The organism is Halalkalibacter sp. HAAS-P014, from assembly GCF_056619965.1.
Window position 1 is genome coordinate 1 of record NZ_JBWQTV010000025.1, and the last position, 26,869, is coordinate 26,869.

General features: G+C 39.2%; 19 protein-coding genes, 10 tRNA genes, 2 rRNA genes and 2 riboswitches. Of the genes, 27 read left to right on the forward strand and 4 right to left on the reverse strand.

The annotated features are described in order from the left end of the window. The 4 genes from AC1FXZ_RS19380 to AC1FXZ_RS19395 all read left to right on the forward strand — a co-directional run. Positions 1-94, forward strand: a 23S ribosomal RNA gene (locus tag AC1FXZ_RS19380); the annotation flags it as partial. A 110-nt stretch (positions 95-204) separates the two neighbouring features. After that, a 5S ribosomal RNA gene (rrf, locus tag AC1FXZ_RS19385) occupies positions 205-320 on the forward strand. Between the two features lie 9 nt (positions 321-329). Continuing rightward, positions 330-404 (forward strand) — tRNA-Asn (locus tag AC1FXZ_RS19390). A gap of 8 nt (positions 405-412) precedes the next feature. Continuing rightward, positions 413-485 (forward strand) — tRNA-Thr (locus AC1FXZ_RS19395). Positions 486-897: 412 nt separating this feature from the next. On the opposite strand, the gene AC1FXZ_RS19400 is transcribed toward AC1FXZ_RS19395, so the two are convergent. Then, entirely contained in the window at positions 898-2,580 is a 1,683-nt protein-coding gene (locus tag AC1FXZ_RS19400; RefSeq protein WP_480056750.1) for a methyl-accepting chemotaxis protein, read from the reverse strand. A gap of 165 nt (positions 2,581-2,745) precedes the next feature. On the opposite strand from AC1FXZ_RS19400, the gene AC1FXZ_RS19405 reads away from it, so the two are divergent. Next, a complete protein-coding gene (locus AC1FXZ_RS19405; RefSeq protein WP_480056752.1) occupies positions 2,746-3,747 on the forward strand; it encodes a Gfo/Idh/MocA family protein in 1,002 nt (333 codons plus the stop codon). Positions 3,748-3,858: 111 nt separating this feature from the next. Here AC1FXZ_RS19405 and AC1FXZ_RS19410 read toward each other — a convergent pair whose 3' ends face one another. Further along, positions 3,859-4,053, reverse strand: a complete 195-nt coding sequence (locus tag AC1FXZ_RS19410; RefSeq protein WP_480056754.1) for a hypothetical protein — start codon at positions 4,051-4,053, stop codon at positions 3,859-3,861. Positions 4,054-4,195: 142 nt separating this feature from the next. On the opposite strand from AC1FXZ_RS19410, the gene AC1FXZ_RS19415 reads away from it, so the two are divergent. The 8 genes from AC1FXZ_RS19415 to AC1FXZ_RS19450 all read left to right on the forward strand — a co-directional run bounded on the left by AC1FXZ_RS19415 (position 4,196) and on the right by AC1FXZ_RS19450 (position 5,146). Next, a tRNA-Glu gene (locus AC1FXZ_RS19415) sits at positions 4,196-4,270 on the forward strand. Between the two features lie 81 nt (positions 4,271-4,351). Next, a tRNA-Val gene (locus AC1FXZ_RS19420) sits at positions 4,352-4,427 on the forward strand. A 3-nt stretch (positions 4,428-4,430) separates the two neighbouring features. Further along, positions 4,431-4,503: transfer RNA gene (locus tag AC1FXZ_RS19425), tRNA-Thr, on the forward strand. 14 nt (positions 4,504-4,517) lie between these two features. Next, positions 4,518-4,602 (forward strand) — tRNA-Tyr (locus tag AC1FXZ_RS19430). A gap of 4 nt (positions 4,603-4,606) precedes the next feature. Then, a tRNA-Gln gene (locus AC1FXZ_RS19435) sits at positions 4,607-4,681 on the forward strand. A 223-nt stretch (positions 4,682-4,904) separates the two neighbouring features. Further along, positions 4,905-4,980, forward strand: a tRNA-Lys gene (locus tag AC1FXZ_RS19440). 13 nt (positions 4,981-4,993) lie between these two features. Then, positions 4,994-5,068: transfer RNA gene (locus AC1FXZ_RS19445), tRNA-Gly, on the forward strand. A 2-nt stretch (positions 5,069-5,070) separates the two neighbouring features. Next, positions 5,071-5,146, forward strand: a tRNA-Ala gene (locus tag AC1FXZ_RS19450). Positions 5,147-5,201: 55 nt separating this feature from the next. Here the strand turns inward: AC1FXZ_RS19450 and AC1FXZ_RS19455 are convergent. After that, positions 5,202-5,381: a Spo0E family sporulation regulatory protein-aspartic acid phosphatase gene (locus AC1FXZ_RS19455; protein ID WP_480056756.1), complete on the reverse strand. Its 180-nt coding sequence runs from the start codon at positions 5,379-5,381 to the stop codon at positions 5,202-5,204. A gap of 229 nt (positions 5,382-5,610) precedes the next feature. On the opposite strand from AC1FXZ_RS19455, the gene sigW reads away from it, so the two are divergent. The 12 genes from sigW to mgtE all read left to right on the forward strand — a co-directional run bounded on the left by sigW (position 5,611) and on the right by mgtE (position 21,241). Beyond that, entirely contained in the window at positions 5,611-6,174 is a 564-nt protein-coding gene (sigW, locus tag AC1FXZ_RS19460) for an RNA polymerase sigma factor SigW (protein WP_480056758.1), read from the forward strand. 15 nt (positions 6,175-6,189) lie between these two features. Continuing rightward, positions 6,190-6,828 carry a zf-HC2 domain-containing protein gene (locus tag AC1FXZ_RS19465; RefSeq protein ID WP_480056760.1) on the forward strand — a complete coding sequence of 213 codons (639 nt, stop codon included), beginning with the start codon at positions 6,190-6,192 and terminating at the stop codon, positions 6,826-6,828. A 208-nt stretch (positions 6,829-7,036) separates the two neighbouring features. Then, positions 7,037-7,861, forward strand: coding sequence for a diadenylate cyclase CdaA (cdaA, locus tag AC1FXZ_RS19470; RefSeq protein WP_480056762.1), 825 nt, complete (start codon positions 7,037-7,039; stop codon positions 7,859-7,861). Continuing rightward, positions 7,854-9,119 (forward strand): CdaR family protein, encoded by a 1,266-nt coding sequence (locus AC1FXZ_RS19475; protein WP_480056764.1) that lies wholly within the window; start codon positions 7,854-7,856, stop codon positions 9,117-9,119. The genes cdaA and AC1FXZ_RS19475 overlap by 8 nt, the downstream gene beginning before the upstream one ends. Beyond that, positions 9,119-10,462: a phosphoglucosamine mutase gene (glmM, locus tag AC1FXZ_RS19480; RefSeq protein ID WP_480056766.1), complete on the forward strand. Its 1,344-nt coding sequence runs from the start codon at positions 9,119-9,121 to the stop codon at positions 10,460-10,462. Before AC1FXZ_RS19475 ends, glmM begins: the two co-directional genes overlap by 1 nt. Before the next feature lie 398 nt (positions 10,463-10,860). Continuing rightward, positions 10,861-12,663 carry a glutamine--fructose-6-phosphate transaminase (isomerizing) gene (gene glmS, locus AC1FXZ_RS19485; RefSeq protein ID WP_480056768.1) on the forward strand — a complete coding sequence of 601 codons (1,803 nt, stop codon included), beginning with the start codon at positions 10,861-10,863 and terminating at the stop codon, positions 12,661-12,663. Between the two features lie 148 nt (positions 12,664-12,811). Continuing rightward, on the forward strand, positions 12,812-13,819 hold the full coding sequence (locus tag AC1FXZ_RS19490; protein ID WP_480056770.1) for a DUF3231 family protein: 1,008 nt from the start codon (positions 12,812-12,814) through the stop codon (positions 13,817-13,819). 287 nt (positions 13,820-14,106) lie between these two features. Then, positions 14,107-14,931 (forward strand): PRD domain-containing protein, encoded by an 825-nt coding sequence (locus AC1FXZ_RS19495; protein ID WP_480056772.1) that lies wholly within the window; start codon positions 14,107-14,109, stop codon positions 14,929-14,931. Positions 14,932-15,176: 245 nt separating this feature from the next. Then, entirely contained in the window at positions 15,177-16,550 is a 1,374-nt protein-coding gene (locus AC1FXZ_RS19500) for a sucrose-specific PTS transporter subunit IIBC (RefSeq protein ID WP_480056774.1), read from the forward strand. A 73-nt stretch (positions 16,551-16,623) separates the two neighbouring features. Continuing rightward, positions 16,624-17,580: an aminoimidazole riboside kinase gene (locus AC1FXZ_RS19505; protein ID WP_480056776.1), complete on the forward strand. Its 957-nt coding sequence runs from the start codon at positions 16,624-16,626 to the stop codon at positions 17,578-17,580. A gap of 3 nt (positions 17,581-17,583) precedes the next feature. Further along, a complete protein-coding gene (locus AC1FXZ_RS19510) occupies positions 17,584-19,050 on the forward strand; it encodes a glycoside hydrolase family 32 protein (RefSeq protein ID WP_480056778.1) in 1,467 nt (488 codons plus the stop codon). Between the two features lie 34 nt (positions 19,051-19,084). Then, positions 19,085-19,250: riboswitch (M-box (ykoK) riboswitch) on the forward strand. A 225-nt stretch (positions 19,251-19,475) separates the two neighbouring features. Next, positions 19,476-19,642: riboswitch (M-box (ykoK) riboswitch) on the forward strand. 237 nt (positions 19,643-19,879) lie between these two features. Next, positions 19,880-21,241 carry a magnesium transporter gene (gene mgtE, locus AC1FXZ_RS19515; RefSeq protein ID WP_480056780.1) on the forward strand — a complete coding sequence of 454 codons (1,362 nt, stop codon included), beginning with the start codon at positions 19,880-19,882 and terminating at the stop codon, positions 21,239-21,241. A gap of 46 nt (positions 21,242-21,287) precedes the next feature. Here the strand turns inward: mgtE and AC1FXZ_RS19520 are convergent, their stop codons facing one another. After that, positions 21,288-21,953: a phosphatase PAP2 family protein gene (locus AC1FXZ_RS19520; RefSeq protein ID WP_480056782.1), complete on the reverse strand. Its 666-nt coding sequence runs from the start codon at positions 21,951-21,953 to the stop codon at positions 21,288-21,290. A 259-nt stretch (positions 21,954-22,212) separates the two neighbouring features. On the opposite strand from AC1FXZ_RS19520, the gene nirB reads away from it, so the two are divergent. Together nirB and nasC are read left to right on the forward strand one after the other, a co-directional pair. Beyond that, positions 22,213-24,579 carry a nitrite reductase large subunit NirB gene (gene nirB / locus AC1FXZ_RS19525; protein WP_480056784.1) on the forward strand — a complete coding sequence of 789 codons (2,367 nt, stop codon included), beginning with the start codon at positions 22,213-22,215 and terminating at the stop codon, positions 24,577-24,579. A 120-nt stretch (positions 24,580-24,699) separates the two neighbouring features. Next, positions 24,700-26,838 (forward strand): assimilatory nitrate reductase catalytic subunit NasC, encoded by a 2,139-nt coding sequence (gene nasC / locus AC1FXZ_RS19530; protein ID WP_480056786.1) that lies wholly within the window; start codon positions 24,700-24,702, stop codon positions 26,836-26,838. Positions 26,839-26,869 lie beyond the last annotated feature (31 nt).

The following is a 26,869-nucleotide window of genomic DNA, read 5'->3' on the forward strand; positions in this document are numbered from 1 at the left end:
AGACCCCTTAGAGATGATGAGGTTGATAGGTCTGGTGTGGAAGCGTGGCGACACGTGGAGCTGACAGATACTAATCGGTCGAGGACTTATCCAATAAATGATTCTTGACGTCATACTTCACGAAGTGTGACAATTGTTTCTATAAAAGCATTATCTAGTTTTGAGAGAACCATCTCAGGTATTTTCGGAGAAAATACCATATAGTCTGGTGGCTATAGCGAAGAGGTCACACCCGTTCCCATGCCGAACACGGTCGTTAAGCTCTTTTGCGCCGATGGTAGTTGGGGGCTTCCCCCTGTGAGAGTAGGACGTTGCCAGGCACACACCGTTCCACAGTAGCTCAGTGGTAGAGCAATCGGCTGTTAACCGATCGGTCGTAGGTTCGAGTCCTACCTGTGGAGCCATTTTTTTTGCTTCCATAGCTCAGCCGGTAGAGCACTACCATGGTAAGGTAGGGGTCAGCGGTTCAAGTCCGCTTGGAAGCTTCGAATAGTGAAAACCCACGCACCGTAAATGATACGGGCGTTTTTTTGTGTGTCTGAAAAGCGAAAAGGAGTTGTTCATGATTCTCAAGTATTAAGAAACATCATAGCGTCAATCTACGGCATAGTGAAAATGACGTAAGAAAATTACAAGAGGCAATAGAGAAAAACAACTAGGATACTTGCTTCGGGTATTGTCGTTAACACATGAACAACAACGAGCAATTAAAAAATGAACTAATCAGAAAAGGTCAAAATTAATTAACTTCCGTTTTTTCTGTTGAGACGTAGTGTTCATTTTCTGGAGCTGTATGCATAAGAGATACTCGGACTTTACTGTTTTTTCTAAATGTTTTATTGGGGTGAAAAGAGCCTTTCCATAATGTATTGGAAAGGCTCTTTATATATTATTTTTCTACACTCTAAACTTTCCTGATAGTTCTCTTAATTCTTCTGCCAAATCTGCTAAAGATGTTGCTGAAGCTGAAACTTCTTCGGCTGAGGCTAGCTGTTCCTCGGTAACAGCTGAGATTTCCCTTGCACTATCTGAAGATACTTTGGCAAGTTCTGAAACTTCTTCAATCGCAGCATTTACTTCTTCTACACTTGCAGACATTTGTTCAGAAATCGCAGACAATTCTTGTACTTGAGCATTTGATGTATTTATCGAATTCACAATCTGGCCAAATGTATTACCTGTTTCTTCAGCTAAATCAATTCCATTTGTAACTTCATTGTTTCCTTTATTCATCATATCAACTGCTCTAGATGTATCTGCTTGTATAAATTGAATAATATCTGAAATTTGATTTGCTGACTCTCTTGATTGCTCTGCAAGTTTTCGTACCTCTTCAGCAACAACAGAGAATCCCTTACCATGTTCACCGGCACGAGCTGATTCGATTGCTGCATTAAGAGCTAACAAGTTTGTTTGATCAGCTATATCAGTAATCACTTCTATGATCTTACCAATCTCAGTTGATCTTTTCTCAAGCTCTTGAATGACATGATTTGTTTCTGAATTTGCTTTTGAGATCGTGTTCATTTGTTGTACAACTCGTTGAATATAATCATTTCCTAAACCTGCTTGTTTCATTGTTTCCATTGATGACTCGGCTACCATTGAAGCATTGTCTGCAATTCGTACAATTCCTGTTGTAATTTCACCTACACCTCGAGCACTCTCTTCTGTATTTTTTCCTTGAACTTCTACACTTGTTGCAACTTCTGTAATCGAAGTGGCTACTTGGTTTGTTGCTGCTTTGTTTTCTTCGGCACTAGCAAGCAATTGTTCCGAGGAGGCGGCAACCTGTTCAGATGTTTGGCTCACTTGCTGACTCATCTCTTTTAAACTTTCAGTCATTTTATTAAAAGAATGCGCAAGTTGACCGATTTCATCTTTACTTTTTATTTTAATGTTTTCAATTGAGAGATTCCCGTTAGCAATTTCTTCAGCTGAAGCTGAAACAAGTCGCACATTTTTTGAAATATGTCTACTGAGGAAAATAGCTACAACAACGCCAATTACAATAGCAAGAAGACTAATTACTACTATTAGTTGAACTGTATTCGCAACCTCTTCAGAAAGTTTGTTGCTAGAGTGCTCTAAATTATCTTGTTGTAAAAATAATAAATCTCTTGCTGCAGCATACAACTGATTTAGGACATCAGCTTCTTCTTCTATTACACGTAAATAACCCTCTTCATTATTTTCATTTTTATAAGCAAGCATTCGCTCGGCGATATGGTAGTATTGTTCTTCTGCCTCTACCATTTGATCAATGATTTCTAACTCCTCATTTTGATCTGTTAGTTCCCTGATTAGTCCGATATTTTTTTGAAATTCATCTCGAGCAGCTAAATAATTATGTAACTCATCTTCACTTTCACTATTTAAGTATGTTTGTAGAGCAACCTGCTGTTTATAAGTTTCAAAAATAGAATAGGTCGCATAACGTATTTTTCCTGAACGATCTTCAATCACGTGACCGTATTCATCATCAACTTGATTAAATTGAAGGTAAGTAATGGACGTCATGATCCCTAATAATAAGATGACACTAAAAAATCCCAAAAGTAACTTTCTCATTAAATTCATATGTTGTTCTCCTCTTCTAATAAACTGTCCTCCATTATACGGCATAAATCGACTTTTTTCTGTGAGTTTTTTAATGAAAGCCCTTTTATATGCATGTTTTCTTTGTAGAATAAGTGAAAAAGTTTATACTAGATCATATTGTTTAAAAAGATGGAGGATCATAAAATGAAATTAAATAATATTCGTTGGGGCATCATCGGATGTGGGGATGTGACAGAAGTGAAAAGTGGACCTGCATTCCAAAAGATTAACAACTCAGAATTGGTTGCTGTAATGCGTCGAACAGGAGAGCTTGCAAAAGACTATGCGAAGCGACATAATGTGGCAAAGTGGTACGATAATGCTGATGCACTCATTAAAGATCCTGATGTTGATGCTGTTTATATTGCAACACCACCAAGCTCACATAAAGAATACACACTGAAAGTAGCGCAAGCTGGGAAACCGGTATACGTAGAAAAACCTATGGCACGAAATTACGCTGAATGCCAAGAAATGATCACTGCATGTGAAGAAGCTGGAGTTCCTCTTTATGTAGCTTACTATCGCAGAGCACATCCGAGATTTTTGAAAATAAAAGAGTTATTAGAGCAAAAGGCAATTGGAGACGTTCGGTTTGTCACAACGACTCACTACGAACAAGCGAAAAAGGATGAGATCGACTCGAAAACCCCCCCATGGCGCGTTCAACCCGATTTGCCAGGAGGTGGACTGTTTTATGATCTAGGAAGCCACACGTTCGACATATTAGACTTTTTACTTGGACCTATTAAATCTGCTCAAGGGTTTGCTTCAAACCAAGCGGGACATTACCGAGCAGAAGATATCGTCACAGGAAGTTATCTTTTTGAGTCGGGTGTTCACGGTATTGGAAAGTGGTGCTTTACTGCTTTTGAGAATATCGAAATAAATGAAATTGTCGGTAGTGAAGGGAAAATCACATTTTCGACTTTCAGTAACGAACCCGTTGTATTAACGACAGTAAACGGGACAAAGCAATGGAGTTTTGATCCACCACAACACGTGCATCAACCTCTTATAGAAACGATTATCGCCGATCTAACTGGAAAAGGAAGTAATCAATGCCTTAGTAACGGTTTAACAGGCGCAAGAACGAACTGGGTTATGAATGAACTGGTGAATCATTATTATACTTATAATAAATAGTGTGTATTGCAAAAAGGTATTGCCCCCAAAGGCTGGTTTTGAACTTAGAAGTAGTGGGAAATTTAAATTAAGAGGCTATCTCATCTAACTCGAGACTACCTCTTTTTATGTTCAAATGATTCGTGTGCGACTCGTTAATTGTTTAGATGTTAAGCCTGTTATAGCACCAACGAGTTTTTTATCTATTCCATAATCGAGCATACATTCAGCAACTTGGATTTTTGTCTCTATTTTTGCTTTATGCTGTACATAGTCTAAAAGCGTTACTAGCTCTTCGCGAGAGTACATGGGTTTGTGGTCATTCATCATTCATCACCTCAGGCTTTTTCTATTATTATAACGAATGTATGTTCGTATAATCAAGAGGTGAGAAACCTAATTTTTTTTAAAAAAAAGGACTTGCGATTGTCTTTTTCTTTCGGTATAATATTTTTTGTCAGTAAGAAATGGCCCGTTGGTCAAGCGGTTAAGACACCGCCCTTTCACGGCGGTAACACGGGTTCGAATCCCGTACGGGTCACCATTCTAGAAGATAGAGATTAGAAGTGAGAAGTTAGAAGAAGACTTTTCTAACCTCCAACATCTTACCTCTTACATCCAAACTGGAGGATTAGCTCAGCTGGGAGAGCACCTGCCTTACAAGCAGGGGGTCGGCGGTTCGATCCCGTCATCCTCCACCATATGCCGGCCTAGCTCAATTGGTAGAGCAACTGACTTGTAATCAGTAGGTTGGGGGTTCAAGTCCTCTGGCCGGCATCGTTTTGTTTCGTGGAGGGGTAGCGAAGTGGCTAAACGCGGCGGACTGTAAATCCGCTCCCTCCGGGTTCGGCGGTTCGAATCCGTCCCCCTCCACCATCACTGGGCTATCGCCAAGCGGTAAGGCAACGGATTTTGATTCCGTCATGCGTAGGTTCGAATCCTGCTAGCCCAGCCATTTTTTTTTTTTTTTTAGATGATTGCTCTAAGTAGAGTTAATGATCGATTTTTTTCTTTTTGAGAGGCATTAGCTCAGTTACGAGCAAGGCTACTTGAACAACAACGAGTTGTTCTGACGCAGCAAGCAACAGAGCGTTATTAGAAGAGGAAAGAACAGGTAGGACCCCGGAGCGCAACATCGTCCGTAAGCATCGTGAAATCCTTCAACGGAATAACTGCAAGAGCCATTAGCTCAGTTGGTAGAGCATCTGACTTTTAATCAGAGGGTCGAAGGTTCGAGTCCTTCATGGCTCACCATTTCTACATGTATGCGGAAGTAGTTCAGTGGTAGAACACCACCTTGCCAAGGTGGGGGTCGCGAGTTCGAATCTCGTCTTCCGCTCCAATGGGGCCTTAGCTCAGCTGGGAGAGCGCCTGCCTTGCACGCAGGAGGTCAGCGGTTCGATCCCGCTAGGCTCCACCATACATATTGATATCAAAAGCCATAGATTTACTATCTATGGCTTTTTTCTTTTGATTTATTGTTTGATCGTCATTTGTTCTTTTAATTTTAATTCGTACTCATTGAGGAGTTCGTCGAGCTTTTGACTGTGCTGTATAATCTCTTGTGAATGGAGAGGAATAGTTTTCGCCTTTTTATTTAATAAATCTCTGTATCGTTCAATTTCTCTAAGAATAAGTTGTTCTTTCAAATCCATTTAATCACATCCTTATAAGAGAATGAGTTTAATAGTAAGTTTATAAGATTACCTCATAAGCTTGGCCTTAAGTATTATTTTAATACCCTATTTTTTAAGAAGTGAAACATAAAATCATGTTATGATAGATTTATATAGGATGTAATTCCTATTTTTAGTTGTATTTTGAAACTTTCATCACTATTCATCCGTAAATGAAGATAGATTGAATCTAGGCAGGGGTATTTATATGGATACAATTGTAAGAAGGTTAATTAAAGAAGTGAAAAAAGGGAATCAACAGGCTTTTGCAGAGATTGTTGATCTTTATAAAGATAAAGTATACCAGGTAGCCTATCGCATGGTTGGAAATATTCATGAAGCACAAGATGTGGCGCAAGAAGCTTTTTTACGCGCCTATACGAACCTTGACCGTTTTGATAATAATCGAAAGTTTTCAACTTGGTTGTTTCGTATTGCGACCAATGTAGCCATTGATCGCTTACGAAAGAAAAAGCCTGATTTCTATTTACAAGACCAGGTGAGAGGGTCAGAAGGGTTGACAGTTGAATCGCAGTTAGCAGCTGATGAAGAACGTCCTGATGACCAGGTAGTAGCAATAGAAATGCAGCAATGGGTACAATCTGAGATTAATCAACTACCACCCAAATACCGTACAGCGATCATTCTAAAATATATAGAAGACTTATCGATTAATGAGATAAGCGATATCCTTGATATACCTCCTGCAACGGTTAAAACTAGAGTTCATCGAGGCAGAGAAGCTCTTAGAAAGAGAATGCGTCATGTATAGAAAGGGGTGTTTAGCATGAAGTGTGAACAGCACTATGAAGAGTTAATCGAAAAAGTAGTTGATTCTCGTGCGTCAGAAGAAGAAAAGAAACAATTAGACCGACATCTTAAAAACTGTGCTTCTTGTAAACAACACTTTCATGAGTTAAAGAAGGTAATAGCCTTTGTACAGAGCGCATCTCATATAGAAGCACCTGAAGGCTTTACTGACAAGGTGATGGCTAATTTACCTGAACGAAAGCAAGTGTCAAAGTGGAAACAATGGACGAGGAAACATCCAATTCTTGTTTCTGCAGCTATTTTTATATTGCTTATGCTTGGAAGTGTTACATCTCTTTGGAATACGACTGGTGAGCAAGTGGCAGTTACGGGATCAGGGAAAGTTCAAATAGACCAGGAAAATGGAGAAGTTGTTGTGCCTGAAGGAGAAGTGATTGAAGGCGATTTAGTCGTTCGAAATGGACTATTGAAAGTAGATGGTGAGGTGCAAGGGAATGTACTCTTGGTAAATAGTGAAGCCTATTATGCATCTACTGGTCATGTATCGGGTGAAATTAAAGAGCTGAATCAAGCATTAGAATGGGCATGGTACAATATTAAGAGCTTTTTTAGAGAAGTCATTGCAATTACAGGTAATGAGAGCTCGAATGAATAAAGAGGATGAGTCCTCATGTTACGCGCCTGCTGTGTCGGTCATAGCAGGCGTGTAAACCTTGCTGAGGTTAATCGTCAATGAATTGAAGATCTCTAACAGTGTAGAATTCTACTTTGTTCCTAGACTGTGATATAATGGGTCAAGGAAAAAAGAGGTCTAGATCATAGATCTCTTTAGATGCATGTCTTAATGGTTTGGAGGAAGAGCCATGTTTTCACTCGCAGAAGTTGGTTTGCTCAATTATATTGGGCAAATTGTTGATATTTTGCTCGTTACGTATGTCGTGTACAAGGCGATCATGATTATACGTGGGACTAGGGCAGTACAGCTAGTAAAAGGGATTACCGTCATATTAGCGATTTGGTTTCTTAGTAGGTTTTTGGGACTGCGTACGCTGGAATTTTTAATGAATCAAACATTTACATATGGACTGTTAGCTATCATTATTATTTTCCAGCCGGAGCTTAGACGTGCGCTAGAACAGTTAGGAAGAGGGCGTTTCTTTTCAAGCAGAACAGTTCCTCAAGACGATTCTGTTAAAACATCTATTGACGCCATTGTGAAAGCTTCTTCCTATATGGGAAAGCGACGGATCGGAGCTCTTATGACGTTAGAAAGAGAAACTGGAATGACGGATTATGTGGAGACAGGAATACAAATGAATGCCAAGTTAACTTCGGAGTTGCTTATCAATACATTCATTCCTAATACACCACTACATGATGGGGCTGTGATTTTAAAAGAAAATACGATTTTGGCTGCTGCTTGTTATTTGCCGTTATCAGAAAATCCTTTTATTTCAAAAGAGCTTGGGACAAGACATAGAGCTGCTCTTGGAGTAAGTGAAGTCACAGATTCCATAACGATTATTGTATCTGAAGAAACGGGAAGTATTTCATTAACGAAAAACGGTGAGTTACATAGAGATCTTGATGAGGAGAAGCTTCGTACTCTATTGGAACGAGAGCTTCTAACAGAAAGCAAGCAAACAACCACTTCACGTTGGCAGTGGGGAGGGAAGAAAAATGGATAAATTGTTCAACAGCCATTGGTTTGTTAAAATTATCTCTTTTTTTATTGCGTTAATGCTATTTACAATGGTGAATATTGACGATATGGCTTCTCAACCGGGTGTTTTGCCAGCTATTACACAGGCTTCTTATACTCTTGAAGATGTTGAGTTAAATGTTCTATATGATGAAGACAATTATGCGATCATTGACCAAACAGAACATGTTCAAGTGAATTTGAAAGGGCCACAAAGCTCATTAACATTATTTCAATTAACAAGACCTTCCTACGAAGTGTTTGTTGATGTTAGGGATCGTGGAGAAGGTGTTCATACGTTAAGTGTTGAGCATCGTAATTTCCCAAATGACTTAAGTGTATCTGTTGTACCACAATATGTTCGAGTTGAATTAGAAGAGAAACAAACCGTCTCGTTCCCAGTACAAGTAGATATTATTAACTCGGGTGAAGTTGAGGAAGGGTATACTGTTGGAACACCACTTGTATCACCATTAAATGTTGATGTAACGGCAGCGAAAAGTGTAGTTGCGAAAATAAGTGAAGTAAAAGCTTATGTCGATGTAGCAGGAGCTGATAAAACAATTGAGGAAACGACACCAGTGAAGATTTATGATGATAATGGAAATGAATTAACACTTTCAGTAGATCCTCAAGTTGTTGATGTAAAGGTGCCTGTTACGAGCCCTAACCGGACGATTCCATTAAAAATTGTTCGAGAAGGGGAGTTACCAGAAGGGGTAAGTATTAATGAGATTAGAATGGAACCTGAAGAGGTAACCGTCTATGGCTCGACTGATGTGATCGACAGAATGAATGTAGTTGAAGTGGGTCCATTAGACATGAGTGAAATAACAGAAGACCAAACGCTAGAGGTGAATGTACCAACTCCACCAGGTGTCGAACGTGTGTCACCGGAGACTGTAACGCTCGATATTACGGTTACAGAGGAAGAAACGGTGGAGATTAGTGGAATTCCAGTTGAAGTTGTTGGTCAACGTGAGAATGAGGATGTAACGTTTAATGGTAGCGAAACGAAGGAAATAACGGCTATTGCAAGAGGTTCAGAAGAACAACTTGAAAGGTTAGAACTAACGGATATTCAAGCGTTCGTAGATGTAAGTAATTTATCGGCTGGTGAGCACGAAGTTGAAATACAAATTAATGGGCCTGCTAATGTCGGCTTCAGTTTAATTGAAAATACAATTCCAATTACTATTACATCACAACCTGGTGATGAGTTGTTTGAAGGAGAGAATGAATAATGGGAAATTATTTTGGTACTGATGGTGTGCGAGGGGTTGCAAATACGGAACTTACCCCGGAGTTAGCTTTTAAATTGGGGAGAATGGGTGGATATGTTTTAACAAAAGATACCGAGAAACCTCGAGTTGTGATCGGGCGAGATACACGTATTTCAGGAGAAATGCTCGAAAGTGCGCTTGTTGCAGGGCTTTTATCAATTGGAGCAGAAGTGATGCGATTAGGGGTTATTTCAACTCCTGGAGTCGCATTCTTAACAAAAGCTTTGAGCGCTAATGCAGGTGTAATGATCTCTGCTTCGCATAACCCGGTTCCTGATAATGGAATCAAGTTTTTTGGCCCTGATGGATTTAAGCTACTAGATAATCAGGAAAAGGAAATTGAACGCCTATTAGAGAGCGAAGATGAATTACCGAGACCGACCGGAGGTGCTCTTGGTATCACAAATGATTATTTTGAAGGTGGTCAGAAATACCTTCAATATCTAAAACAAACAGTTGAAGAGGATTTCTCAGGGATCCATATTGCCCTTGATTGTGCAAATGGAGCAGCTTCCTCTCTGGCACCTCATTTATTTGCAGATTTAGAGGCAGACATCTCTACGATGGGAACTTCGCCAAACGGTATCAATATTAACGAAAATTGTGGGTCAACACATCCAGAAGCCCTCTCAGCTTTTGTCATTGAAAAGGGAGCGCAAGTGGGTCTTGCATTTGACGGAGATGCAGACCGCTTAATTGCAGTTGATGAAAATGGCGACATTGTTGATGGCGATAAGATTATGTTCATCTGTGCGAAATATATGAAAGAGCAAGGTTGGTTAAAGCATGGAACTGTTGTATCAACAGTGATGAGCAATCTTGGTTTTTATAAGGGGCTTGAAGAGTTAGGTATTGAAACAAAGCAAACAGCAGTTGGCGATCGCTATGTAATGGAGGAAATGAGAAAAGGTGGATACAATATTGGTGGTGAGCAATCGGGCCATATTATCTTTTTAGACCACATTACTACAGGTGACGGGCTATTATCTGCTTTGCAGCTTGTGAATATTATGAAAGCTACCAATAAGCCGTTATCGAAGCTCGCTTCAGAAATGGAAACATTCCCACAGGAACTAGTTAATGTTCGCGTAACAGATAAACATGCTGTAACACAAAATGAAAAAGTGAGTGCTGTGATTAAAGAAGTGGAAGCAGAAATGGCTGGTGAAGGGCGTGTGCTCGTTCGTCCATCTGGAACAGAGCCTCTTGTTCGCGTTATGATTGAAGCAAAAACAAAAGAACTTTGTGATGAGTATATAGATAAGATTGTACAGGTGGTACAAGAGGAAATGGGTTTAAAATAGAAATGATTTATTGCATAAGCAGCACACAACATGTTGCTTATGCATATTTTTTATTAAGAGCTGCCACTCTCAAAAAGAGATGTAAAATATTTACTTGTAATTGACGATTGATTATTCGTAATGTATGATTAAGCAAGTCAATATTTGAGAGGAGGATTGTAAGAAACTCACAGTAAAAAGCGCCTGAACTATACATCGTATAGTTGACGAGGAGAGGGAGTATCGAATGTTCGGCGGATGCCCTCCGGTTGTAGCATGACAACCGTTAGACTTCTAAGTAAAACGAAGAGGCAACTCTTTGCACAAAGCTAGAAGTAAGCATGCCTTCTAAAAATAAGAGAGTGGGGGCAAGTCTGCCCTCAGGTTGCTTGCCCCCGACTTCGGGAGGTAATTATTTTATGTGTGGAATTGTTGGATATATAGGGTCAGAAGATGCAAAAGAAATTTTATTACATGGTCTAGAAAAATTGGAATACCGTGGTTATGACTCAGCTGGTATTGCAGTAGCAAATGATGAGGGTGTTCATGTTTATAAAGAAAAAGGCAGAATTGCTTCTTTACGTAATGTTGTAGATCATTCAGTTAGTGGTACGGTCGGGATTGGCCATACACGCTGGGCAACGCATGGAGTACCAAGTCGTACAAATGCTCACCCACATCAAAGTGAAACAGCTAGATTCACGCTAGTTCATAATGGAGTTATCGAGAATTATGAGCAACTAAAGAGTGACTATTTGGTAGCTACTGATCTTCAAAGCGACACGGATACAGAGATTATTGTTCAACTTGTTGACCGTTTTGTAAAAGACGGTAAAAGCGTAGAAGATGCATTCAGTCATACATTATCCTTATTAAAAGGTTCTTATGCAATTGCTCTTCTCGACAAACAAAATGCTGATATCGTTTATGTTGGCAAGAACAAGAGTCCACTTTTAATCGGTGTTGGTGAAGGAGTCAATGTTATTGCTTCTGATGCGATGGCGATGTTAAAAGTGACAAATCAGTTTGTTGAAATTATGGATAAAGAAATTGTTTTAGTATCACGTGATAAGGTGACAATCAAGACTTTGGATGGAACGGTGATGTCTCGTGAGCCTTATACAGCGGAATTGGATGAAAGTGATATTGAAAAAGGGACTTATCCTCACTTCATGCTTAAAGAAATCGATGAGCAGCCATTTGTCATTCGTAATATCGTACAAAAGTATCAGAATGAAGACGGAACGGTTCGTCTTGATGAAAATATTCGTAATGCGATGAAATCTTCTGACCGTATTTATATAATTGCTGCAGGAACTAGCTATCATGCTGGTCTTGTCGGAAAACAATTAATTGAAAAAATTGCTGGTCGTCCAGTTGAAGTCCATATTGCAAGTGAATTCCTGTACAATATGCCACTTCTATCAGAAAACCCACTCTTTATCTTTATTTCACAAAGTGGTGAAACAGCAGACCTTCGTGGCGTTCTTGTCGAAGTGAAGGAAAAAGGATACAAGGCTCTAACGATTACAAATGTACCAGGGTCAACACTATCTCGTGAAGCTGATTTTACCTTGCACACATATGCAGGCCCAGAAATTGCTGTCGCTTCTACAAAAGCATATACAGCACAAATGGCGGTGTTAACGCTACTTGCTGTTGATACAGCTAATGCAAAAGGAATTGAGTTAGATTTTGATCCAATCCAAGAGCTTGGAATTGTTGCAAACGCAATGGAAACCCTTTGTGATCAAAAAGAAGCATTAGAACATATTGCTCGTGATTACCTCTCAGTTTCACGGAACTGTTTCTTCATCGGGCGTGCTGCTGATTATTTTGTTTGTTTAGAAGGAGCTCTTAAATTAAAAGAGATCTCATACATTCAAGCAGAAGGATTTGCTGGTGGTGAGCTGAAGCACGGTACAATTGCTCTAATTGAAGACGGGACTCCGGTTGTTGCTATTGTAACACAAGAACATGTCAACTTAAGTATTCGAGGGAATGTAAAAGAAGTCGCTGCACGTGGAGCAAATCCTTGTATCATTAGCATGGAAGGATTAGAGCAAAACAGTGATGCATTTGTTGTTCCAAAAGTGCACGAATATTTAACATCACTTGTCACAGTAATCCCATTGCAACTGATTTCTTATTATGCAGCTCTTCATCGGGATTGTGACGTTGATAAACCACGTAACCTAGCGAAAAGTGTTACGGTTGAGTAGGTTAGATAAGGTGACTTTTTATAAATAAGTTTAAGATTAAAAGGAGATGGCTGCATTAAGCCATCTCCTTTTAATGATAACTCTAACGAATGGCAAATAATTGTAGCGGTTTTTGGGTAAGATATACACAGAATAGGGGGTGTGTATCTTGTATGATAAAACTGAGATGAGGTTAACATCGGCTGAGATGACAAGCTTATGGACTCAGTACATAAATGATTCGGCTACTAAACAAGTGATTTCTGTTTTCTTGAATAATAATGAAGATGAAGATGTTCAAACGGTTCTAAAAGAGGCGCTAAAACAAGCTACGGATCACCTTACGTTCCTAACAAAGCTATTTCAGGAAGAAGGCTTTCCTACTCCTATAGGTTTTACTGAAAAGGATATTAATATAGGGGCTCCACGTTTATTTTCGGATCTCTATTATTTGTTTTATCTTCAACATATGACCATTTTAGGGATGACAGCAGGGAGTCTTGCTATTAGCACAGCTAGTCGAGCTGATATTGTTCAATTTTTTCGCAAAGTCGCTAATGATTCAACGGAATTACATTGTCATATAAAGAACATTTCCTTACAAAAAGGCATACATAATCGTGCGCCCTATATTCCGATGCCAAAAGAGGTGTCATTTATTACGGATCAAAAATATTTAGGAAATATGTTTGGAAAGCAAAGGACGATTAATTCCGTTGAAATAACTCATCTTTTCACCAATATTCAAACAAATCTAATTGGGAAAAATCTGATGATTGCTTTTGCGCAAGTGTGTGACTCGCATGAGTTACGCCAATATATTCTTAGAGGGAAAGAAATTGCTGAAAAACAAATCGCCGTTTTTGGTCAAATTCTTGAATCGAATGATGTCCCTATTCCGAGTCCGTGGGATACTGCCATAACAGAGTCAACAGTTTCTCCCTTTTCAGATAAGCTCATGCTCTTTCATGTGATAGCTATGATTGCAGCTGGAGTTGGAAATTACGGGGCTGCGATGGCAGCAAGTCCGAGAAAGGATATCGGTTTAAAATATGCTCGATTATCAATGGAAATTTCATTTTATGCCGAAGATGGTGCGAATTTAATGATCAAAAATGGCTGGCTTGAACGGCCACCTCAAGCACCAGACCGAGATAAGTTAACAAAAAAATCATGAGGTGTTTAGAGAAAATAAATAAATCTGTTGTTCTTAGGAAAACCTTAGAACAAGGAGGAGATAGAATGCTTACGATTTTAAAAACATCACTATTATCAGTTATGATTAAATTGGTGCGACAAATGTGTATAAACATCGTTAGCCTTTTATACCTCTTCAGACTTAAACCAGTTGGGTGCTAACCCTGCAGGTGAGTCTGTTAAAATATACTGGACTTCTTTTTGAAGCCAGTATATTTTTAATTTATGATAAGATAGAAGTCATGAAAAATGGTAAGGAGGTGTCAAATGCGCATATTTAGAATATTGAATAATAATGCCGTAGTTGTTGTTGATGGCCCTCATGAAAAAATTGTAATGGGGAATGGAATTGCTTTTCAAAAGAAAAAAAATGATATTGTCCCGAAAAACAAAATTGAAAAGATTTTTGTGTTACGAGATGCATCTTCAGAGAAATTTCAACAATTATTATCAACATTACCAGAGATTCATATTGAGATTGCAGAGGATATTATCAGTTATGCCGAAGGGCACTTGAAGGCCCCGTTAAGTGACCATATACATATCGCATTAACCGACCACCTTTCATTCGCTATTGAAAGGCTTGAACAAGGGATCCCTGTAAGAAATAAACTTTTGAATGAAATTAGAATGTTATATAAAAAGGAGTACGAGATTGGTTTATGGGCTAAGCAACTGATAGAAGAGAAAGTGGGCGTTGATATCCCGGAAGATGAAGTTGCGCACATTGCATTACACCTACATACAGCTAAAATTGATGCACCTTCTATGAGTGAATCGCTAAAACAAGCATCTATTTTAAGAGATTTTGTTGAACAGATTGAGATATTTGCCGGCAAAAAAATTAAAGAGTCTAGTATCGATTACCAAAGGTTAATTTCGCATCTGCGTTTTGCCTTAAACCGAATTGAACAAGGTGATCAATTCGAGTCGATTGATCAAGATATGTTAGAGTTAATTAAAACAAAATACAAAGATGCGTTTGAATGTTCAAAGGTGACGTTAGATTATTTAAGTAAAGAGTATGATGTACAATTTCCAAGTTCGGAAGTAGCTTACATTGCCTTGCACATTCAACGATTGTTAAGCTAAGAGTCGAAATTTGTATTTTTTTGTTGACGATAACGTTTACATGCTATAATATATAAACATAATTTCATACTGTGGGATTGTTACTGTTTGAAGCAGGCAAGACCTAAAATATATAAGGACGACATTGGTAGGGCGTCTATCTTTACCTACCGAGAATCCTTATGTGTTTTAGGTCTTTTTTTGTGGAAATAGATACGGAGTTAGGTACCAATTCTAGTAATGCTACTAATAGGGAGGATTATATTATGAACCATATTGAAGTCGCCAAACAGCTTGTTACGTTATTGGGTGGGGAAGATAATGTGATAAGTGCTGTACATTGTGCTACTCGATTACGTCTTGTAATAGAGGATGAAAGCAAAGTTGACAAAGGAGCTATCGAGGAATTAGATGGTGTGAAAGGGGCTTTCTCTAGTTCTGGACAATTTCAAATTATCTTCGGGACGGGAACCGTTAATAAAGTCTATCAACACTTTGGCCCACTTGTTGGAGCTTCTATGGAGGAAGATTCTAACAAAGGAGGCTCTCATAGTGATGTGGCTAAGAGAAAGATGAATCCGTTCGCTCGGTTTGCTCGAACTCTATCAAATATATTTGTTCCGATTATCCCGGCAATTGTAGCCGCTGGGATGCTGATGGGGCTCTTAGGATTAATGACGACCTATAATTGGGTAGACCCAGAGAGTGGAATAGTGGTTATGCTAGATATGTTCTCATCAGCGGCCTTCATCATACTGCCGATTTTAATAGGGTTTAGTGCAGCAAAAGAATTTGGGGGAAATGCTTTTCTTGGAGCTGTTATTGGAGGAATCATGACTCACCCTGCATTACTGAATCCATGGGGGTTAGCTAATGCAGAACCGGAAATGCTTAATTTTCTTGGATTTAATGTTGAAATGCTTGGATATCAAGGGACTGTAATCCCTGTATTATTAACAGTCTATTTTATGGCTCAAATCGAAAAAGGGTTGCGAAAAGTTATTCCAAACGTAATCGACTTACTAGCGACACCTTTCTTAACCGTTATCTTAACAGGTTTTGTCGCTTTGTTGGTAGTTGGTCCGATTGGTCGAGCTTTAGGTAATGGAATTACGACTGTTTTAGATGTTGTATACAATACAGCAGGTCCGATCGCGGGGCTAATCTTTGGGGGACTTTACTCAACGATTGTTCTGACAGGAGTACACCATAGTTTCCATGCGATTGAAGCCGAGTTGTTAGTGAATGTAGGTGCAAATTACTTGTTGCCGATTTGGGCGATGGCCAATGTGGCACAAGGTGGTGCAACTCTAGCTGTATTTTTTAGAACAAAGAATCAAAAAACAAAAGGAATTGCCATGCCAGCAGCAGTTTCAGCATTCCTTGGTGTAACGGAACCAGCTATTTTTGGTGTTAACTTAAAGTATCGCCGTCCATTTATCGGGGCTGCGATAGGTGGAGCTTTAGGAGGAGCGTATGTCGTATTCACTCAAGTAGCTGCTAATGGAATCGGCTTAACGGGTGTTCCGATGTTTGCGATTGCGCAAGATCCATTAAATTATTTAATTGGATTTCTAATTGCCATTGTAGGAGCGTTTACGGCAACACTCCTTTTAGGTTGGGATGAAGAAGCAAAATAATGGATGACACAAAGGGGGCTTTGTACTAAGTCGCCCCCTTACTATCTAGATACACGATTGAGGAGGAAATATAGTGAAAACGGGTATTATTTCATTAGGTGAAGCACTCATAGATTTTATTCCACTAGATCAAAGCAACAGTACTTATCAAAAAAGCCCTGGAGGAGCACCTGCTAATGTGGCAGTGGGAGTCTCTCGATTAGGGGCAAAGTCAACATTTTTAGGTAAGGTAGGAAACGATGTTTTAGGGCAGTTCTTACATGAAACATTAGAGGACTTCGGGGTGAGAGTGAATCAAATTGGATTTACTTCAGAAACAAAGACAGGTGTTGCGTTTGTTACGAATGCTGAAGATGGAGAAAGAAGCTTTGATTTTTATATCGATCCAAGCGCTGACCGTTTTCTCGAAGTAAACGATATAGATAAAGTTGATTTTGCAGAGCATAAAATTCTTCATTTTGGATCGATTTCGATGATTAGCAACCCTGCAAAGGATACGACTCAATTCGCAGTGAAACTGGCAAAGGAAAATGGCATGATTGTTTCTTATGATCCGAATCTACGCTTGGGGCTGTGGGACTCTAAGGAAAATGCTAAAGAAACAATTGAGAGTATGTTAGCTCATACTGATTTTCTTAAAATCTCCGAAGAAGAATTAGAATTTATAACAGGACAAAAAGATGTAGCAGCAGGCGTTCAAAAGATGAAAAAGTATAACATCCCGTTAATGATTATTACGATGGGAGCAAGCGGATGCTATGTACATACATCTAATGCCAGCAGCCATGTTCCGGCTATGGAAATAACAGCAGTAGATACAACAGGTGCAGGTGACGCCTTTGTTTCTGGGATGTTATATTGCTTAAATGAATATGAAGGAGATATTCGTTTGATAACAGTGGGAGAAGCAGTGAAAATGGCAGAATTTGCGTCTGTTTCAGGTGCTTTAGCAGCTTCTACAAAGGGTGCTATGACAGCTCTTCCGACATTAGAAGATGTAAACAAACGCTTAGCAAAGGGAGACCAGTAACTTATGACAGATAAGGAATTAAGAGAACTTGCCTACAAAGAGATTGAAGATCATCATCAACTTGTAGAACAAGACCCTTATAGGCAGCAATTTCACCTGATGCCTCCAGTAGGCTTATTAAATGATCCGAACGGTTTTATTGAGCACAATGGAACGTATCACCTTTATTATCAATGGATGCCTTTTAAGACTGGTCATGGAGCTAAGTTTTGGGGGCACTATTCTTCAAAGGATCTCATAAATTGGAAGCATGAAGAAATAGCTCTTACACCATCTGAATGGTATGAAAAAAACGGCTGTTACTCTGGGAGTGCGATTGAGCATGAGGGAGAAATTTATGTCTTTTATACAGGGAATGTTAAGGATGAACAGGGGAATCGAGAAACGTATCAATGTTTAGCTATTTCCAAAGACGGGATTCATTTTGAGAAGAAAGGACCGGTTGTGAACTTACCGAAGGGATTTACTGCGCACTTTCGCGATCCGAAAGTGTGGAAGCAGGATGGAATGTATTTTATGGTCGTTGGTGCTCAAACAGAAGATTTAAAGGGTGCCGTAGCCTTAATGAAGTCTGCTGATTTACAAGAGTGGGAGTATGTAGGAATTATAGCTGGGGGCGGTGAGGGAAAACTTGCTGATTTTGGCTATATGTTCGAATGCCCAGACTTATTTTCGCTTGACGGTAAAGATATCTTAGTGTTTTCTCCACAGGGAATTGAACCGCAGGGAATGCGTTATCAAAATGTGTATCAGGCGGGGTATGTTATTGGCGATTTTACGCCTGAGACAGGTGTATATTCTCATGGAGAATTTGATGAAATTGACCGAGGTTTTGACTTTTATGCTCCCCAAACGACAGTTGACCAGAAGGGGCGCAGACTCTTATTTGCATGGATGGCTGTACCCGATCAAAACGAAGATTCTCATCCGACCATTGACTATAAGTGGATTCATAATATGACCATTCCCCGAGAGTTGAGATTGGTTAACGGCAAACTTCACCAGATCCCAGTAGAAGAGCTCGTATCGCTTAGAGCAGGCGTAGAGTTTAAGGAATCGATTGAATTGCAAAAAGAGAGTAAAGAACTACAGGGAATAAATGGAAAACCGATAGAACTCCAGTTAGAAAACATAGCGGTTTCTGACGGTTGGCTAGAAATAGCAGTAGCTGACGGAGCAAGGATGATCTATTCTTCAGAACGAAAGGTTTTTACATTTGAGCGGAAAAGTTATGTAGATGGGACAACTGAAAGACGAGAGTGCACACTTGAGGAGTTACGGACTATGCGCGTGTACATTGATACATCGTCAATCGAAATCTTTATTAATGAAGGCCAAGAAACGTTTACTTCCCGTATATTTCCTATGCCTAATAATCGAACAGTCTGTTTTAGTTCTTCAAAAAATGCTAACTTTACTGTTCATAAATGGGATCTGCAAACTTCTAATGCAATAACTGTTGACAATTAGAAGCACCTCATGTAAGCTCATAAATGTTGCTAATTGAATACCTCGTTAGGTGAGGCTCCTGTGCTGGAGATACGCTGCTGCCCAAAAACGTCCAAAGACGCCAATGGGTCAACAGAAACCATCGACATAAGGTGGTTTTTAATGTAGCTGGATACATCCTATGCCGCACAGTGCTAAAGCTCTACGAATGGAGGAAGTTGATAGGCTTATTTGCTGTGTCTGTACTTTTAACATATTTGTTATTGGGTAGATACTGCCTTTATTTGCTATGCAAAAGACACCTTCATTCCTAGAAGGTGTCTTTTTTACATTTCAAGCAGAAGGCTTAATCTGCTCACGAATTTGCGTATGCGACATATAATTTGTGTGAGGCTAATCTTTTTCCTTGAGGAAACTTCTTGCTTTAATAAAAAGTATACAAATGAATAATACCTCGTTAGGTGAGGCTCCTGTGCTGGAGATACGCTGCTGCCCAAAAACGTCCAAAGACGCCAATGGGTCAACAGAAACCATCGACATAAGGTGGTTTTTAATGCAGCTGGATACACATCCTATGCCACACAGTGCTAAAGCTCTACGAATGGAGGAGAACCATCAGTTGTGCTAAATTTTTTAGTTTGGCGCTTTGTTCTGATGCAAACAACACCTCCCATTCGTGGGAGGTGTTTCTTATTATTTTGTTTCATGTTGGGGGTGATGTGGAATGGGACAGGATAGCAGTCCGGAACCTGATTCGAGTTGGATAAATCGTCATGATAGAAAAACAATACAAATAAGGAGTCCATTCCCATCAAAGGGGACAGTTGGCTCCATCTGAGGAGGATTCAGAATGGTTAAATTAAATGAACAAAACCGTGAAGAGTACAAAGCCCTTATTCTAAATGCATTAAAAGTGGAAGATCAGAAGCATTTCAATGAAGTGTTTTTAGAATTACATCCAACTGATCAAGTTGAAATATTTATCGAATTAGAAGAAGGCTTACGCCAAAAAGTTTATCAATTTTTAACGCCAGAAGACTTTTCTCATATCTTTGAAGGGTTAGAAATCAATGACCAAAAGAGAACTTATTTAGAGTTAGAAGAAAGTTATTCTTCAGAGATGTTTAATAATATGTTTGCCGATGATGTTGCTCACTTTTTAGCTGAAATAAAAGGTGAAAAAGCAGAAGACATCTTACTAAAAATGAATAAAGAAGAAGCCGAAGACGTTAAAGAACTGATGTCTTATGCTCCTGAAACAGCTGGGGCCATTATGACAAAAGAATTTGTAAGTATTTCTTCGTCAGACTTAGCTTCAGATGTAATTGAGAAACTAAGAAATGACTCTCCGGACGCTGAGACAATCTACTATTTGTACGTCGTTGATGACTTAGAGAAATTAGTGGGGGTTATTTCTTTAAGAGATCTTATCACCGCTCCTGCAAACGAAGCGATTGAAAATATTATGAGTACGAGAGTTGTATCCGTGCAAGATGACATGGACCAAGAGGATGTTGCAAAGCTTATAAAAAGGTATGATTTCTTAGCTGCGCCGGTTGTGTCCAAACAAAACCACCTAATTGGGATTGTTACATTTGATGATGTCATCGATGTTCTAGAAGAAGAAGCCACAGAAGATTTGGGGGAAATCTCGGCTGCAAAAGGGGCAACAGATGTAAATGTCAGTGCCTTCACAGCTGCTAAAAAACGTTCGCCTTGGATCATCATGCTTATGTTCTTTGGTCTAATTACAGCTGAAGTAATCGGTCAGTTTGAAGAAACCCTAGAAGCGATTGTCTTACTAGCTGCCTTTATTCCACTTATCATGGACTCAGCCGGAAACACAGGTACTCAGTCATTGGCAGTTGCGGTTCGAGGCCTTGCGCTTGGAACGATCAAAAAAGGAAGCATAGCCAAGATGATCAGACGTGAATTTGGTACAGGAATAATGCTTGGTTTGATCTGTATGATCGTTTTAGGGATTACCGTGACACTAATTCATGGGCATTGGATGTTAGCATTAATTGTTGGTTTCTCTATCTTCTGTACATTAAGCATCGCAACGGTTATTGGTGCCACAGTGCCGTTGATCATTAATAAATTAAAGTTAGATCCGGCAATCGCATCAGGTCCGTTCATCACAACAGTGAATGATATCCTCGGTTTATTAATTTACTTCTCAATTGCAACGGCTCTGCTTGATTTCTTGTAAGAGTAAAAAGCTGTTATCATGCGAAATGATAACAGCTTTTTTTGAGTTAAATGAGCTTTAATTTATTGCTTTGTTTCGCTATAAACCTTACGAGTACTAAACATAAATAAAACAAAAAAATAGAAATGGTAACGGCCGCAAAAATGTCTGATGGAAAATGAGCACCGACGATAATTCTACTCAATGACACGGAGACGATAACCAATAATAAGGCGAAAATTACACCTAATTTGATCTGTGTTTTTTTAATAAAATGATAGCTAATAAAAATTAAAAACGTAAATAATAGGACACTTCTCATCGTATGACCACTAGGGAAGCTGTAAGAAGCAATTTCAAGCGAATGTCCAAAAACTTCAATTACACTCATCTCACCAGGCCTTTCTCGCTGAAACAATAATTTCAAAAAGAAATTAAGAGCAATTCCCCCAAATGTAACAATAACTAATAAGAGAATATGAGTCCACTTTTTCTTTAGTAACAGTAAGAGTGCGATGATAAATGAGCTGATTAATATGACCTCACCAGAACCGATTTTTGTTAGTAACTCCATTAAAGAGACTAGGAAAGTTGGCGAGTTTTCAGTAAGTCCTGAAATAATAGTTTGGTCAAAAGTGGCTAATCTGTTTTGTAAGGATAATATCGAAATAATAATAAACAGAATTAAACAGCTAACCATGACAAGTAAATGAGATTTATTTGTTACTGGCATAAAAAGTCACTCTTTCTTTATGAATGTAAGAATCTATTGTAACACGTTTTTTTCCCAGTTTGATTGATTTCTTTGTTAGCAGATCTGACATACATAAAGAATTGCTTTGTATTCTTCGTTAAACTGTTAGTGATGTGAAAGGTTCTAAATCAATAAGGAATATATGACTTATGGAATGGTTTACGCTGAGTCGATAAGAGGTGTGTACCGAATCTAACGCTTTATTGAGTAAGACTAATAATTCTGGAGGGTTTATAAGATGAAAAGGCAAAAACTGATCTTAATTGGAAACGGGATGGCAGGCATTCATTGCATTGAGAAAATCGTAACGAATGATCCAAATAAGTATGACATTACAGTTTTTGGTAGTGAACCACACTATAATTATAACAGAATTATGTTATCGACAGTCTTGCAAGGAGATACAAAAATAGAGGAGATTACATTACATAATCGCTCCTGGTACGAAAATAACAATGTTGAACTATACACGAGTGAGACAGTTGTGAAAGTAGAAATTGAGAAGAAAGTCATTCGAACGGATCGCGCCAGAGAAGTTTCTTACGATAAGCTCATTGTTGCAACAGGGTCCGTTCCATTTGTTTTACCGATTCCTGGTGCAGACAAGGAAGGCGTTGTGAATTTTCGAACTATAGAAGATTGTCAGAAGATCATTGATATAGCGAATAACCATAAGAAAGCGGTTGTCATTGGTGGTGGTTTATTAGGGTTAGAAGCGGCGAGGGGATTGTTGAATCTTGGGATGGATGTCGATGTCGTTCATAGAAGCAATTATTTGATGGAAAGGCAGTTAGATCAAACAGCATCAAATATGTTGCAACAAGAACTTGAAGCTCAGGGAATGAACTTTCTTTTAGAAAAAGAAACAGTAGAAATCATCGGCGATACTCGTGTCGAGGGATTACGTTTTAGTGATGGAACAATTGTCTCGACAGACGCTGTCATTATGGCTGTTGGGATCAAACCCAATATACAGCTGGCAAAGGATAGTGGGTTAGCAACGAATCGTGCTATTTTGGTTAATGACTATATGCAAACAAGTGTACGAGATATTTATGCTGTCGGTGAATGCGTTGAACATAGAGAGATGGTTTATGGTCTTGTCAAACCACTTTATGAACAAGGAAGAGTTTTGGCAGATCATATTTGTGGGAAAATTGGAAACCGCTATCAAGGATCCATATTATCGACTCAACTGAAAATATCGGGTGTGGATGTCTTCTCGGTAGGACGATTTCAGCCTGATAACACAACTAAAACGATAACTCAAAGTGACGAGTTATCCGGGATTTATAAGAAGATTGTTTTAAGAGATGAAAAAGTGGTTGGAGCTGTCTTATTCGGGGATACCACATCTGGTAATAAATTACTAGATATGGTGAGCAAGCAAAAAGTTATTACAGATAAGGAAAAAGGGCTCATTTTGCAAGCTTCTAATCAAGAGTCGCAAGTAGCTGGGATGGAGCAAACGGACCTTATTTGTAATTGTAATGGAGTGTCAAAAGGGGCAATTATTGAGGCTTGTCAGACGCAAGGGCTAACAACAGTTAGTAACGTGAAAGAATGTACAAAAGCGTCCAGTGCTTGTGGAGGTTGTAGCCCCCTTGTTGCAGATTTACTTTCATATATACAAAGTGACGAGTTTGATGAAGTGATAGAAAAAGAGACGATGTGTGGTTGTACGACATTGACTGATGAAGAGATTGTCGCACAAATGCAACTAAGGGAACTTCGATCAGTTAGTGAGGTTATGAATGAGCTTGGTTGGATTAATGAGGACGGCTGTTCAACATGTCAACCAGCTTTACAATATTACTTAGGGATGATTTACCCTGAATATGATAGGGAGCAAGAGTCGCTTTTTATTAATGAGCGGATGAATGCGATATGTCAAGAAGATGGAACTTACTCGCTTACTCCTCAAATGTATGGAGGGTTAACAAATGCGGAAGACTTGCGCAAAATTGCAGATGCTGTTGATAAATACCGAGTTTCAAGCGTAGCCATTACGAGCGAACAAAGACTTCATTTAATGGGAGTAAAAGAAAAAGACCTAGAATCGATTTGGAGGGATTTGGACCTTCCTTTAAACAGTAAATACGGAAATACTGTTCAGAACATAAAAACATGCATTGGTGAAACGGTGTGTAAATGTGAGAAACATAGTGCTCTAAAACTAGCAATTAACATCGAAAAGATTACCGATTACGTAACAACTCCGTATCGTGTCAAAATGGGGGTTTCAGCCTGCATGCATAACGGAGCAGACTCAACAACAAAAGATATCGGTGTTATCCAGTTTGACCGTGGGTGGGAAATCTATGTCGGAGGTAGTAGTGGCCGACATGCGCGCACTGGTCAATTACTTTGTGTGGCAGAAAATGATAAAGAAGTCTACGAAATGATCATTGGCTTTGTTCAATACTACCGGGAAACGGCGAAGTACGCTGAACGCACGTGGGAGTGGATTGAGCGTATTCATTTATTGCATATCAGAGAAGTATTGTTTGACCAAGAATTAAGATGGCAATTGGTTGAGAGTTTAGAACAGGAATCTTGCAAACGAATAAATCATCAATCAATAGGAGAGCGTGCTCTGAATTAAGAGTTGTGAATAGGTTTAACTTCGAAAAGAGCAGCAGAGTTTTTGGTGCGTATTATATTAATAAAAAAATAATTCGTCATGTCCAGACGCGACAAATACATGAGCAAAGGATGGGACATCATGACAGAAATGTTATTACGGTATTTTCGAAAAAAGCAACAACAAGTGGAAACTGAGAAAATATACGATACGCAATGTCCATTTTGTAGCATGCAATGTAAAATGCAATTGATTGAACAGTCTACCGTGACAAGGAAAATATATAAGACAATCGGAAAGGATAATCCGACATCTGAAGGACGTTTATGCATAAAAGGTCTCAATGCTCATCAACATGCTATCCATAACGAACGAATTAAACATCCAATGTTGAAGGTGAATGGTGAATTTGTACGAATATCATGGGATGATGCGATGGAACTAATAAAAGAAAAATTCACCGATATCCAATCACAATACGGGAAAGATGCATTGTCTGTTTACGGAAGTGCTACGATAACAAATGAAGAAGCTTATTTACTAGGCAAGTTCGCTAGAGTGGCGCTAGGGACGAAATATATTGATTATAATGGTCGTCTCTGTATGTCAGCTGCTGCCTCAGCAGCAGCTCAAACATTTGGTATGGATCGAGGTTTCACCAATACGATTCAAGAGATTCCCTATTCGAGATGTATTATTCTTGCTGGAACAAATATTGCTGAATGTCAACCGACGATTATGCCGTATTTTGAGAAAGCGAAGGAAAATGGTTCGTTTATTATTGCGATTGATCCACGCGAGACGTCAACAACGCAAATGGCAGACTTACATCTTAAAGTGAAGCCTGGGATGGATGCAGCCTTAGCAAACGGCTTGTTGAAGGTCATCATAGAAGGGGATTTAATTGACGAGAAATTTATTAAAGATCATGTAAATGGTTTTGATGCTCTTAAGGAATACATCACTGCACTTAATTTAAACGAAATAGCAGATATAACAGGAGTACCAGCTGAACAAATAACAAAAGCTGCAACTGTATTCGGTAAAGAAGCATCAGGCATGATTTTTACTGCAAGAGGAATTGAACAGCAAACAGATGGATCGGCATCCGTTCGCAATTTTCTAAATCTCCTTTTAGCGACAGGAAAAATTGGAAAGGAGAATTCTGGTTACGGGGCCGTGACTGGACAAGGGAATGGTCAAGGAGCAAGAGAACATGGGCAAAAAGCCGACCAATTACCAGGTTACCGTTCGATTGAGAATAATGAACATCGTCAGTACATTGCAGATGTATGGGGGATCAGTGAGAACGATTTACCGAGAAAAGGTGTTTCTGCCTTTGAAATGATTCAAAAGATTGATGAAGGCGAGATCAAAGGGATGTTTCTTATGTGTTCGAACCCCGTTGTTTCTAACCCTAGTGCTGAATATGTAAAGAAAGCCTTAGAAAAACTAGACTTTTTTGTTGCAGTCGATATGTTTGTTTCAGAGTCAGCTAGATTAGCAGACTTAATCTTGCCAACAACATCTTATTTGGAAACATCCGGTACAATGACGAATGTGGAGGGAAGAGTGACGTTACGCGAGGCCAGCTTCCCGGTGCGAGGAGAGGCGAAGCATGATTGGCAAATCATTTGTGAGATTGCAAATGCTCTTGGAAAAGGGGGGTATTTTGCATTTTCATCTCCGGAAGAAGTATTTAATGAATTAAGAGAAGCTACCCATGGTGGTATTGCTGACTATTCTGGTATTACTTATGAGAGATTGAGAGAAGAGAAAGGGATCTTATGGCCATGTCCGGATTTAGAGCACCCGGGTACGCAACGTTTATTTGAGAAAGAGTTTGCTCATGCTGATGGAAAAGCGAAAATGGCTGTTGTGCCGAATACGCCTGAAATTCCTAAAGAAAAACCAACGGAAGATTTTCCTTTATATTTAACAACAGGAAGAGTCATGTCGCATTATTTAACCGGTGTTCAAACAAGAAAGAGTTCTACACTTGCAGCGCGCGAGTTTGAATCTTATATGGAAATCCATCCATCAACAGCAGAGAAGTTTCAAATTGAAGAGAATACGCTCGTTAAAATTGAATCAAAACGGGGCAGTATTGTCGTCAGAAGCAAATGGTCACCAACGATTCGTAAAGACACCGTGTTTGTTCCTTTTCATTGGGCTGATTCCCAAAATGTCAATCGCTTAGTTTCCGAGGAGTTAGATCCTACTTGTCGAATGCCTGGGTTTAAAGTGAGTGCTGTCAAAATTAGCCCGGTAGCGAAGTAAAAAGGGTCTGTATGAGTGAAGAAGGACTCAT